Source organism: Larkinella insperata (assembly GCF_026248825.1).
Classification (GTDB): Bacteria; Bacteroidota; Bacteroidia; order Cytophagales; family Spirosomataceae; genus Larkinella; species Larkinella insperata.
Genome location: NZ_CP110973.1, coordinates 984288 through 996642, shown reverse-complemented (window position 1 = coordinate 996642; position 12355 = coordinate 984288). Strand labels below are relative to the sequence as shown.

Genomic DNA, 12355 nt, shown 5'->3' with positions numbered 1-12355 from the left:
ATTACAAAAACTGCACAACCGATTCAAGGCCCATACCGCGTGAGCCTTTGATCAGGATCGCCGTGTTTTCAAACGGGTTGTCCATGATCCAGTTGTGCAACGAAAATTTGTCGGGGAAATAATACGCTTTGGGCAACGACGCCAGCGCGTAACGCATATCCTGCCCGGCCAGAATAACCGTATCAAACTGCCCCTGCGCGATCAGTTCACCCAAAGCCGCGTGTTCGGCCGGACTTTCTTCGCCCAGCTCGTACATATCGCCCAGAATCACCACCTTTTTTGGGGCGTCCAGCTTGATAAAATTCTGGAGGGCCGCGGCCATCGAACTTGGGTTGGCGTTGTAGGCATCCATTAGCAGCGTGTTGCTCCCTTTCCGGATCACCTGCGAACGGTTGTTGGTTGGGTTGTAAGCAGCCACGGCATCGTTGGCATCCTCCGCCGGAACGCCGAAAAACTTACCGATGCTGAGGGCTGCCGCGATGTTGTCAAAATTATAGCGACCAGTCAAATGCGTGGTCACAACCCGCCCAGCTTCATCCTTGAAAACCACAACCGGGTTGTCGGCAAGAATTTCGTACTGGTCGCGCAGTTGGTAAAAAATCGCTTCGCGGAAAAGCCGTTCTTTCTGCATCGCCACCAGCACCTCGCTCTGGGCATTGACGAAAACCGTACCGCCCGTTTCGGCCAGAAAATCAAAGAGTTCGCCTTTGCCTTTTCGCACGCCCTCGATGCCGCCGAAGCCTTCCAGGTGGGCCTTGCCAACGTTGGTAATTAAACCGTGGGTGGGTTGGGCAATCGAACTCAGCAGCCGGATTTCGCCCTGATGATTGGCGCCCATTTCCACCACCGCCATTTCGTAATGATCGTCAAGGGCCAGCAGCGTCAGCGGAACACCGATGTGGTTGTTGAGGTTTCCCTGCGTTGCATAAGTGACGTATTTTCTGGATAGTACGTTCAGAATCAGTTCTTTGGTTGTGGTTTTGCCATTTGAACCCGTCAGTCCGATCACGGGAATGGTCAGCGTGTTGCGGTGGTGGCGGGCCAGTTCCTGCAGGGCCGTCAGCCCATCATCGACCAGCAAATACCGGCTGTCGGTGGCTACATCGGGATTGTCGACGACGGCGTAACGGGCGCCTTTTTCGAGCGCGTCATTGGCAAATAAATTTCCGTCAAACTTGTCGCCCTTGAGCGCGACATACAGACAGCCTTCTGTAATTTTACGGGTATCGGTCGAAACGCCCGCGCATTCGCGGTAACGATCGTACAAATCAGGAATGGAAATAACCATTTTCCGGCAGCGAGTAAACCAACGTTGTGAATCTGTTCGTTATCCATTAACCGGACGACAACGGGCCCAGGCGGCCTGATGCGGGCAGTTAATTGGCCAAAGTTACATGAAAAAGCTGTTTACCATACTTTGTTTCCTGATTCTTCAACGGGCGCAGGCTCAAACCGCGAACGGTTCCTTCTCGTTTCGGTACGACTCCCAGGCTACCGTCAATATCGCGGGCCGTACCCTGCGCAACCCGTGGGCGGGCGGTCTCAACGGAGCCCAATACTCAACCATTCACCTGGATACGGACACTATACCGGACCTGGTCGTCTACGACCGGCAGACCAACCGGATCATGACGTTTCTGGCGGCCAAACAGCCGGCCGGAACGTACGGCTGGCAGTATGCGCCCCAGTACGAAGAGCAGTTTCCGACGATTACCTACAGCACCTGGATGTTGCTGGTGGATTACGACCACGACGGTAAGAAAGACTTGTTTACCCACGCCAACGGGGGGCTGCGGATCCTGAAAAATACCGGTTCGAACGGCCGTTTGTCCTGGGAAACCATTGCCGAACCGGTTTATCACGAGGGGCTTTCGGGAACATTGAACCTGTACATCAACTCGGTGGACATCCCGGCTATTCTGGACGCGGACGGCGACGGGGATGTTGATATTCTGACCTACGACATCAACGGTGGAACGGCGAACCTGTACCAGAACATGAGCGTCGAGCGGAAAAACGATCCGAACGGCCTGGACTTCAAGCGCATCGGTTTTTGCTGGGGCGGTTTCAAAAGCGACGACGACTGCGGTGAGTTTGCGTTTGGCCTCGACTGCGTGTACGTCGGCAACGGAACGCCGGCGGAGGGCGGGCATTCGAGTGCGCGGGAGATGCACAACGGCAATTCCATGCTGCTGATCGACGTGGACGGCGATGGAAAAAAAGACCTGCTGACAGCCCACGTCACCTGTCCCCACGTTTCGCTGCTGACCAACGTCGGCGGTAACGGGGCCGCGGCCGCGTTTACGAGTGCATCCAACAGCTTTCCGCTGATCAACCCGATCTCGTTTGATATTTACCCCGCCCTGTATTTCGAAGACCTTGATTTCGATGGCATTAAGGACTTGGTGGCTTCGTCGAACACCTACAGCAGCCTGATCGACTTTCGGGCGTCCAACTGGTTTTACCGCAACACCGGAACCAACCAGCGGCCAAATTTCCAGTATGCCACCAAACGCTTTTTGCAGGAAGACATGATCGATTTCGGCGAAGGAGCCACACCGGTCCTGGTGGATCTCGACGGCGATGGCGATATGGATCTGCTAGTGGGCAACGCGGGAGTGCGGGGCGCAACGGGCTACCGGGCCAGCATTGCGCAGTTTGAAAACACCGGAACCGCCAGCAAACCGGTATTTGAACTGCGAACCACGGATTATTTGAAACTGTCGGAACGGTTTCAATTGACGGAGTTGAAGCTCGCCATTGCGGATATTGATGGCAACAACAGCCCCGATCTGGTTTTTACGGGCAATTCAATCAACCGCGCGCCGGAGATCCGCTACATCCTGAACCAGGCAACCCGGGGGGCGGCCTTCCAGCTCGATGCGGCCAGAGCGCAGCAAATTCCGTCGCCCGACCGCCTGGGCGTTATCGACATGCCGACCTGGTTTGACGTGGACCGTGACGGAAAAACCGATTTGCTCATCGGGAAACAGAACGGTTCCATTGAGTACCACCGCAATACCGGCACGGCCACCGCGCCCCGATACGAATTGCAGCAGCAGAATTACGGGCAAATGAACGTCGCAACCGGCGCCAACAGCCCTTCCATTCTGATTGTCGACCTGAACGGTGACCAGCGGCCGGAACTGCTGACGGGCACCCGCGATGGCGCTTTAAGGCTCTATGAACTGCCTGCCCAGCCCACCGACAAGATGCAGTTGCTTGACTCGACACTGGTCATTAACGATTTAACGAAAGCGGTGGACAAGGCCACCCCCGGCGGCAATCTGGCGCTCACGGCCGCTGATCTGGACGGTGACGGGCTGGCCGATGTACTGGCGGGCACCACCAACGGCGGGATTCGTTATTTGGAAAATACGTCAGAGAAAGTGGTTATTACGGGCCATGAAGAAGAAATGAGAATGCCGTGGGTATTTCCGAGCCCGACCAGCCGGTTTTTGCGGGTAAAATCGCCCCACAACGGTGTTGTTCAGGTCCTGAACCTGCTCGGCCAACCCGTTACGGCCCGGCAGGCGGTGCAGGCGCAAAGCGAAGCAACGATTGATCTGGGGACTCTGCCGAAAGGCGTTTACCTGGTGCGTTTGCTGCGCGACGGGCAACCTGTTCGGCACCAGAAGGTAATATTGTCGAAATAAAAACGGGTGATTCATTACTTTTGCCGCAAAACCCTGCAGCATGATTGTTTTTGTAAACACCCCCTTGTCGGATTCCAACAAAGCCTATTTCCGCCAGCAATCGCCGACGGATCTCGAGGTGATTTTCAAGAAAGACCTTCCCGAAGAAGAGCAGCCCGCGGCTTTCCGGCGCGCCGATTTTGTGCTCGGTAATCCGCCCGCAGCCTGGTTTTCGGGAGGCAATAGTCTGAAATGGTGGCAGTTGGATTCAGCGGGGTTCGACGCTTATAAAAACGTTCAGCTGAACGCCCCGGTCACCAACATGGGCGATTATTTCGCCTGGCCGTGCGCCGAAACCATTGTGGCCGGCATCATGGCTTTTTACCGGGATATTCACGAACTGGCGGTTTTACAGACCCAGAAAAAGTGGGTGGGGGTGCCGCTGCGGTTTAAACTGCATCTGCTTAAAGACAAGAAAGTAATTATCCTGGGTGCGGGTACCATCGGCCAGGCCGTGCGGCAAATGCTGACGGGGTTTCAATGCGAGGTAAAAATGCTGGCGCGTACCAACCCAGACGCCGAACTGCACACGCCCGAAGAACTGAAAGCCGCCCTGCCCGAAACCGATCTGGTCGTCAATTGCTTACCCGGCACGGCCAGAGGCTTTTTTACGGCGGAACTTATCAATGCCATGAAGCCCGGCAGCCTCTACGCCAACATTGGCCGGGGCAGCACGACCGACGAGAAAGCCCTGATCGACGCCCTGCAACGGGGGCACCTGGCCGGGGCGGTGCTGGACGTGACGGAAGTCGAACCGCTGCCGATTGATAACCCGCTGTGGGAAATGACCAACGTAATTCTGACCCAGCACACGGGCGGGGGACAGGCCACCGAAGATCAGGGCAAAATGGACCTGTTTCTGCAAAATTTGAAACGGTTCCGGAACGGGGAGCCGCTGGAAAACCAGGTCGAGCTGTCGAAAGGATATTGATATTGCGCTGCTTTTTATGCCATGAAAAAAGTCTTCCTGTTTATTTTTTTATGCTGTGCCTCCCTTTGTTTCGGGCAGACGCTGACCAATCCGTTGCTGCCGTCGGGGGCTGACCCGTGGAGCATTCACAAGGACGGTTTCTATTACTATACCCATACGACCGGGCGTAACCTGACGCTGTGGAAAACCCGTTCGCTGGCCGACCTGAAAACGGCCGAAAAAAAAGTGGTCTGGACACCCCCCGAGACGGGGCCTTATTCCAAAAACATCTGGGCGCCCGAACTTCATTTTATTCGTGGGAAATGGTACCTGATTTTTGCGGCCGACGACGGACGTAACCGCAACCACCGGCTGTGGGTGCTGGAAAACGAATCCGCCGACCCGCTGGAAGGGACCTGGGCTCTGAAAGGTCAGATCAAAACGCCCGACGATAAATGGGCCATCGACGGTTCTGTTTTCGAGCATAAAGGCAAGTTGTACCTGGTCTGGTCGGGCTGGGAGGGCGACGAAAACGGCGAGCAGGACATTTACCTCTGCCAGATGGAAAACCCCTGGACGGCCACCGGCCAGCGCGTGAAGATTTCGTCACCGACTTACGCCTGGGAGGTAGACGGAAACATTTCGCGACCCGGTCCGGACGATAAATCCGTGGTACTGGTCAACGAAGGTCCGCAACCCCTTCAGCACGGCAACCGGTTGTTCGTGATTTTTTCGGCCAGCGGTTGCTGGACGGACAGCTACGCCCTAGGAATGTTGCACATCGACGGCGATAAAGACCTGATGAAAGCCAGCAACTGGACCAAATCCCCGCAGCCGGTGTTTAAAGCCGTAAACGTGACCGGCACGTATGCCGCCGGTCATAACTCATTTTTCAAATCCCCCGACGGTACGGAAGACTGGATTCTGTACCACGCTAATTCCGAAGCGGGGCAGGGGTGCGGCAGAGAGCGTTCACCCAGGGTGCAGAAATTTACCTGGACCGCCGACGGGATGCCGCAGTTTGGGCAGCCACTCCCGACCAATGTTACCATTCCGGTTCCAAAGTAACAATCTTACGCACCGGGCCATAGGGCCCGGTGCGTGGACACTCAGGTTGCGTAGGGTGTAATCAGCTCGTCGACGTAGCACCACAGCCAGCTTTCGCCGGGCTCGGCCGAGGCAATAACCGGGTGACCCGTGCCGTGAAAATGCTTCGTTGCGTGCTGGTTGGGTGATGAATCGCAGCAGTGTGTTTTACCGCAGGTCTGGCAGGTACGCAAATGCACCCACGAATCTCCGGTTTTGACGCACTCTTCACAGACTGCCGGTTGGCCGGGCAGCGCAACGGTTTCGACTTCGTTCAGGTGGGAACAACTTTTTCGTTTCAACATCGTATCGTCTAGGTTTCCGCCAGGTATTTATGGACAAAACTAACCGCCATAGCGCCCTCGCCCACGGCGGAAGCCACCCGGTTCATGGCCCCCGCCCGCACGTCGCCGGCGGCAAAAATACCGGCACTGCAGGTTTCGAGCAGGTAAGGGTCGCGGTCCAGTTTCCAAAACTCCTTATAATCGCTGTATTTCGCAAGGTCGCGGCCGGTTTCAATAAAGCCCTTGGAATCCTTGATGATGTTCATTTTGATCCAGTCGGTGTACGGTTTGGTACCGATAAAAATGAACAGGGCGCTGGCGGGTACTTTCCGGCGTTCCTGCGTGATGAGGTCTTCCAGAACCAGGCATTCAAGGTGTGATTCTCCCAGCCCTTCGGCCACTGCTGTACAGGGCAGCAGGTGAATGTTCGGCGTTTTTTCGATCTGGTCGATCAGATACTGCGACATGGTGGCGGTGAGGTCGGGCCGACGGATGATGATGTAAACTTCCGAAGCCGTTCGGGAAAGATACATGGCCCCCTGACCGGCCGAATTGCCCCCACCGACGACGTAGACCGGTTTGTCCTTGAATGCGACCGCTTCCGTGGTGGCGGCTCCGTAATACACCCCGGCACCGGTTAGTTCATCCAGCCCCGGGCAGTCGAGTTTGTGGTACGAAACCCCCGTGCTGAGCACAATACTCCGGGTTACGACCTGGCTGCCGTCGCTGAACTCGATGTGTTTGTACTGCCCCTCCGGTTTGATGGCGACCACTTCCTGCGGGGCCAGAAACTCGACGCCGAAGCGGGTGGCCTGCGTAATGGCCCGGCGCGTCAGTTCCGATCCGCTCAGACCCGACGGAAAACCCAGGTAATTTTCAATCCGCGAACTGGTACCGGCCTGCCCGCCCGGCGCCCGTTTGTCGATCAGGAGCGTCCGTAGCCCCTCCGAACCCGCGTACACGGCTGCGGCCAGACCCGCCGGACCCGCCCCAATGATGGCCAGATCGTACAGCGATTGGGTCGCCCGGGGCTTCAGGCCCAGTTTTTCACCCACGGCCAGCATCGTTGGTTGTTTCAAAACCGCCCCGTCCTGCATCACCACTGCGGGCAGTTCTTTGGCGTCGAGCTGGTGCAGTTCGGCCAGTTGCCGGGCTTCCGCATTCGTTTCCATGTCCAGCCATTGGTACGGGAACAGGTTTCCCGCCAGAAAGTCCTTCAGCTCATGCGTACGGGGCGAAAATTGGTAGCCTACCAACTTCAGCCCTTCGAACGGCGGGCGGTAGTTCGACTGCCAGTCGTTCAGCAATTCGTCCAGAATTGGATAGAGCTTTTCGGTGGGTGGGTCCCACGGTTTGTTCAGGTAGTAATCCAGCTGCACGTCGTTGATGGCGCGAATGGCGGCTTCAATATCGGAATACGCCGTCAGCAGCACGGTTTTAGCGTGGGGATACACCTTGCGGGCTTTGATCAGAAAGTCGACGCCCAGCATGTCCGGCATACGCTGGTCCGACAAAAACAGCGCGACTTCTTCGTTTTTCTTGCGGAGTTCGTGCAGCGTTTCCAGTACTTCATCGGCCGAGGTGCTCGACAGAATCTTATAATTTTTCCGGTATTGCTGCCGCAAATCCCGTTGAATGGCCTGCAAAACCGCCTGGTCGTCGTCGACGGCAATGATGATGGGTGGTTTCATGAGTTAAGTATGGGAAGAAAACGGGGTCGAAAAAGGGTCGCAAACGGTTTTTTATTCCTCCGCTTCCGTAACCGTTTCCTGGTGTTCTTCCCGTTCTTCGTTGTGAATCGGCAAACAGACTTTGAATTCGGTTCGGCCCGGCTGGGAGTTGACGTAAATCCGGCCATTGTGGTGCCGAATGATGCCCTGCACAATATCAAGCCCCAGCCCCGTTCCTTTCCCAATGGGTTTGGTGGTGAAAAATGGATCGAAAATTTGGTCTATACTGCTGGCCGGAATGCCCGAACCGTCGTCGATGACGTGCGTCAACAGAAATTCATGGTCGACTTCGGTGGTAATCTGTAAATGACCACCGTTGTTCATGGCGTCGATGGCGTTGTCGATGAGGTTCGTCCAGATCTGGTTCAATTCACTGGGAAATGCTTCAATGGTCGGCAAATCGTCCGGAATCGCCAGGTCGACCTGAATGTTTTTTTCCTTCAGTTTGTGCTTCAGCAGCACGAGCGTACTGTCGATGCCTTCGCGAATGTGAATGCATTCCCGGCCGACCCCGCGGTCCATGTGCGTGTAGGATTTAATGGCTTCCACCAGTACCGCAATGCGTTTGGAGGCTTGTTCAATGTCGGTGACCAGCCGTTCCGTCACCAGGTTGTTGACCAGCCAGTTCAGCACGGTGGTTCGGTTGTCCGGCGCAACATCGGCCAGCAGCGTGTCCAGATCGTCGGTCGTAATGCCAAAATCAATCAGCGACTCGGTCAGGTCTTCGCCGTCCGACACCCCATTGTCGTCAAACCAGTCGAGAAGTTCATCTTCCAGGTTACTGCGCTCCATCAACGACAGGCGCTTGCCCGCCGTCTGGTCGGCCATCTTGCGGAACAACAGGTGGCTGACGCGGTCTACCATCTCATCGGTGACCCGCAGCGCCATGATGTCCTTAAACCGCTGGGGCGTATTCTGGAGGTGAGTCTTCAGCGTGTGTGAACTCCGGATGACCGCCGAAACCGGGTTATTCAGCTCGTGCGCCAGCCCCGCCGACATGCGGCCCAGGGCCATCATTTTGTCGTTTTGCTGCAGGGTCCGCGTGGTTTCCCGCACCCGTGAGGTCATGACGTGCACCAGCGTTTGCGCCAGTTCGTACTGGGTCTGGATCATTTCGCGGAAGTAATCGCGGTGCAGCGTCAGCAGGGCCGTGGGTTCGGTGGTTTGCCAGTACGCCAGCGATTCAACCATGCGCGAGAACGGCAACACGCCTTCCAGCGCGCCTTCTTCGGCGACGCGAATTTCCTGCTGTTGCCCCTGCTGAACGATGTAAAACCGAATCCGGCCCGTCAGCACGATCAGGAAGTGGTCCGTCGGGTCGCCGGGTTTATAAAGAATGTCGCCCGTTGGGTGCTCGCGGCAGTCGGAGCGGTCCACCAGCCAGCGGAGTTGCTCCTCCGGTACGGTCTGGAAGTTCGGATTGTTTTTCAGCGAAGTCAGGCAATCCATGAGAAAAATGGTTTTAAACTCAAAAGGTAAGCAATTGACGGCGACTTACAATGAGTAGCTGACCGCAAAACCCGGCTTTTCAGGAGCAGCAGAACAGTAGCAGGAGGTTGGAACCGAGACGGTTCGGACGTTTCATACCGGCTTTTCAGCATCTCGCTCAGCCAATATTACCGCTGACACAGAAGAAGTTGACAAACAACGCTTTCGCTGAATATCTTTGCACCAAGTAACTAGTAAACCGACTTATTCCATTCCATTCATCATGAGTGCTCGTATTAAACCGACCGTTAATAACATTATTAGTCTTTGGTTCAGCGTCGATACGCCCCTTCGCCAATACAAAATCAAACTAAATCCGGAAATATGGGGTGCCTGCCAGGCCATTAACCAGGATTTTACCCCTTCTTCCAGCAGAAAGCCCGTTGAGCAATACAAGAAAAACGACAAGGTAGCTTTTGCCAGAGCCGTTCAGGAGCAGTTGGAACGGAGCAAGGCGTATTGATTTCCGGACGAGCAACGCCCGGCGGAATGATGGCCTAAATACCGGATTTGTGTTCCAATTTTAGGGAGTCAAAAATCAGTACAAGGGTTCCGTTTTCAGCACCGCCCTTGGAGTGCCACGATTTTAGTCGTGGCTTTTTGTGTTTCCTCCCAAAATATGCACAACCACCGGCAGGCCAGCGGCTTTTGTCCGTAAAAATGATACTTTAAGTGACATTTAAAACCGTACGCTGATGCTGAGCAAAATCCTGATTGGGCTGGTGGCGGCCATCCACGTCTATATTCTCTGGCTCGAAATGTTTGGCTGGACGACCCGCGGCCCGAAGGTTTTCAAAAATTTTCCACCGCACCTGTTCCCGGCAACCAAATCCCTGGCGGCTAACCAGGGTTTGTACAACGGTTTTCTGGCCGCGGGTCTGATTTGGTCGCTGTTGATCACCGACCCGGTATGGCAGCGCAACGTTGCCCTCTTCTTTCTGTCCTGTGTCGCGGTGGCCGGAATTTACGGGGCGGCTACGGCTGATAAAAAAATCTTTCTGATTCAGGCGCTTCCGGCGCTGGTTGCGATCGGTCTGATGCTACTGTAGCGTAACCGGACGCGGAGCGGTACGTGTTTTGGGTTGCGTTGGTCCATCAAAGACGGATAGCACAACCGGACGGTTCAGGTCGTTTGGCGCGGGTAGGCGCAACCGGTAAATATACCGATACCGGGCCGTCGAGAGCGCCAGTTCGTAAAGGCCCGGGTTCAGTTGCTCAAGATCAAATGACCGCTTGTACTTCGCAACGTGGTGAACTTCCCGGTGGACGGGCTGGCCGGACTGATCCAGTAACTGAATGGAAACCGGCTCGGTATCGGCCTGAACATAATAAACGGTCAGGTGGTTGGGTGCCACCGGAATGACCTTGGTACGAAAACCGCCGAAAGCCGTGTCAGGTTCGGCCGAAAAAGCCGTCGGGTCGGCTGCGAACTCCGACCGAATCGGAGCCGGGTTGGGCGGCAACTCGTCGGACCGAACCGCCGAAGCAACCAGTTGGCGGGTGGTCAGGTGCGCACCGATTGCGTCGAGCCGCCGAATGTTTTTCCGGCTCAGGCGGATGTGCTGGCCGGGCAGGGTTTCCTGGTAAATCGGGTGGTGGTAGGCATCGTAAAACGTTACAACGGTTGTGTGCGAAATGGCATCCGTGCGGACTTGCCAGTGGCCTTTCGACTGGTAATACCCATCGGATTGGGCCAGTGCTAACAGGCTGTTCAGCAGGCTCCAGCCGTAAAAAGTCATTGTTGAGAAGAACGTGAGCGGTTTCATCGGATTCAGAACAAAGGCGTGTTTATTTTCAGGCTAAGAAAGCGGCTATCGGGACGCGAAACCGGCTTGTTAGGCCAACACCGACCGGATCAGACAGACGCTTGGCTGGGCTGACAAAGAGCGTCTACAGGGTTCGACTACCTTTCGTCGGGCAGTAACGTCGTTTGTCTAAAAAAACGGGTTTTGCGATTCGGGAGACCGGCGAAAACGATACCTTTAAGTAACCTTCTGAAAAACCGTTGTCCAGACTAATGGAATCATTCGTCAAACTCTTGTTTCGCTACCGCATTGCCTGGCACGCTCTGTTCTGGCTGTCGTTGCTGGTGTACGAAGGTGTAATCTGGGGAAACATCGACGATGAATACCGTCAGCGGTTTACCATTTCGCTGATCGAATTGCCGCTTAAAATGCTGGCCACCTACGTGACGCTTTACCTGCTGATCGATAAGCTGCTGCTGCGGAAGCGCTACGGGTATTTTTTGGCCTATCTGCTGCTGTCGATGGTGGTCGTCGGGGTGGCTCAGCGGCTGGTGGGCTACTATGTCATCTACCCACGCTTTTATCTGCAGGGCCTGGCAACGCCGGTCATTTTTCCGGCGAAAATTCTCATTTACACCTTTGCTACCTACGCGATGGTGGCGGTAGCAGCTACGGTCCACCTGATGAAAAAGTGGTATGTTGATCAGCAGTCGGCCCAGCAACTTCACGAAATGACGCAGCTCCTGGCGCGCGAAAAACTGGAGGCCGAGCTAAAATTGCTCAAATCCCAGATACACCCGCATTTTCTCTTCAATACGCTCAATAACCTCTACGCGCTGACGCTGAATGGGTCGCCCAAGTCCCCGGAGATTGTGCTGAAGCTCTCGGAGTTGATGAGTTATATGCTGTACGACAGCAACCTGGCACGGGTGCCGCTGGGCAAGGAGATTCAGTACATCGAAAATTACATTACGCTGGAAAAAGTTCGGTACGGCGATCGGCTGGACGTTTCACTCAACCTCTACACTCCGCTCGACGGTATTCAGATTGCGCCCCTGATCATACTGCCTTTCGTGGAAAACAGTTTCAAACACGGTGTAAGCCGCCAGCTCGACTGCGTTTGGGTACGGGTCGATGTGCTGACGAACGACAACACGCTGCTCTTCAAAATCGAAAACAGCAAAGTAAGCGGCCCACCAACGCCGAGGCCGGGTGTTCAGGGCGGAATCGGGCTGCAAAACGTGCGCAAACGGCTCGATATTATTTACGGACAACGGTATTCGCTGCAACTGTTCGACGACGAAGAATCGTTTCTGGTTGTTTTGAAAATCGAGCTGGACCCGGTCCCGACCGGGCCGGTTGCACACCGGGAGAAAACCGTGTCGGTTTAATGGTTTACGCGATGCCCCAAGATGTA

The 12355-nt window shown here is 55.4% G+C and carries 11 protein-coding genes; 6 read left to right on the top strand and 5 right to left on the bottom strand.

From position 1 onward, the window contains the following. Position 1: 1 nt before the first annotated feature. Positions 2-1288, bottom strand: coding sequence for a UDP-N-acetylmuramoyl-tripeptide--D-alanyl-D-alanine ligase (locus tag OQ371_RS03925; RefSeq protein ID WP_265992480.1), 1287 nt, complete (start codon positions 1286-1288; stop codon positions 2-4). A 106-nt stretch (positions 1289-1394) separates the two neighbouring features. On the opposite strand from OQ371_RS03925, the gene OQ371_RS03920 reads away from it, so the two are divergent. Genes OQ371_RS03920 through OQ371_RS03910 form a run of 3 tightly spaced genes read left to right on the top strand, consistent with a single transcriptional unit; the run spans position 1395 to position 5673 of the window. Continuing rightward, positions 1395-3656, top strand: coding sequence for an FG-GAP-like repeat-containing protein (locus tag OQ371_RS03920; RefSeq protein WP_265992479.1), 2262 nt, complete (start codon positions 1395-1397; stop codon positions 3654-3656). 40 nt (positions 3657-3696) lie between these two features. Next, positions 3697-4626, top strand: coding sequence for a D-2-hydroxyacid dehydrogenase (locus OQ371_RS03915; protein WP_265992478.1), 930 nt, complete (start codon positions 3697-3699; stop codon positions 4624-4626). A gap of 21 nt (positions 4627-4647) precedes the next feature. Next, positions 4648-5673: a glycoside hydrolase family 43 protein gene (locus OQ371_RS03910; RefSeq protein WP_265992477.1), complete on the top strand. Its 1026-nt coding sequence runs from the start codon at positions 4648-4650 to the stop codon at positions 5671-5673. 41 nt (positions 5674-5714) lie between these two features. Here the strand turns inward: OQ371_RS03910 and OQ371_RS03905 are convergent, their stop codons facing one another. From OQ371_RS03905 to OQ371_RS03895, 3 genes are read right to left on the bottom strand one after another with little or no spacing between them, the layout of a single operon-like run. Continuing rightward, the gene (locus OQ371_RS03905) at positions 5715-5996 is read right to left on the bottom strand and encodes a UBP-type zinc finger domain-containing protein (protein ID WP_265992476.1); all 282 of its coding nucleotides are present in this window, start codon (positions 5994-5996) and stop codon (positions 5715-5717) included. Positions 5997-6004: 8 nt separating this feature from the next. Next, positions 6005-7666 carry an NAD(P)/FAD-dependent oxidoreductase gene (locus OQ371_RS03900; protein WP_265992475.1) on the bottom strand — a complete coding sequence of 554 codons (1662 nt, stop codon included), beginning with the start codon at positions 7664-7666 and terminating at the stop codon, positions 6005-6007. A 51-nt stretch (positions 7667-7717) separates the two neighbouring features. Then, positions 7718-9154 carry a sensor histidine kinase gene (locus OQ371_RS03895; RefSeq protein ID WP_265992474.1) on the bottom strand — a complete coding sequence of 479 codons (1437 nt, stop codon included), beginning with the start codon at positions 9152-9154 and terminating at the stop codon, positions 7718-7720. A 262-nt stretch (positions 9155-9416) separates the two neighbouring features. Here OQ371_RS03895 and OQ371_RS03890 point away from each other — a divergent pair, with 262 nt between their 5' ends. Continuing rightward, on the top strand, positions 9417-9656 hold the full coding sequence (locus OQ371_RS03890) for a hypothetical protein (protein WP_265992473.1): 240 nt from the start codon (positions 9417-9419) through the stop codon (positions 9654-9656). Positions 9657-9888: 232 nt separating this feature from the next. After that, entirely contained in the window at positions 9889-10242 is a 354-nt protein-coding gene (locus OQ371_RS03885) for a DUF1304 domain-containing protein (RefSeq protein WP_265992472.1), read from the top strand. On the opposite strand, the gene OQ371_RS03880 is transcribed toward OQ371_RS03885, so the two are convergent. After that, positions 10234-10959, bottom strand: a complete 726-nt coding sequence (locus OQ371_RS03880) for a T9SS type A sorting domain-containing protein (RefSeq protein ID WP_265992471.1) — start codon at positions 10957-10959, stop codon at positions 10234-10236. The genes OQ371_RS03885 and OQ371_RS03880 overlap by 9 nt on opposite strands. A 251-nt stretch (positions 10960-11210) precedes the next feature. Here OQ371_RS03880 and OQ371_RS03875 point away from each other — a divergent pair, with 251 nt between their 5' ends. Further along, positions 11211-12329 carry a sensor histidine kinase gene (locus OQ371_RS03875; RefSeq protein WP_265992470.1) on the top strand — a complete coding sequence of 373 codons (1119 nt, stop codon included), beginning with the start codon at positions 11211-11213 and terminating at the stop codon, positions 12327-12329. Positions 12330-12355: the final 26 nt, after the last annotated feature.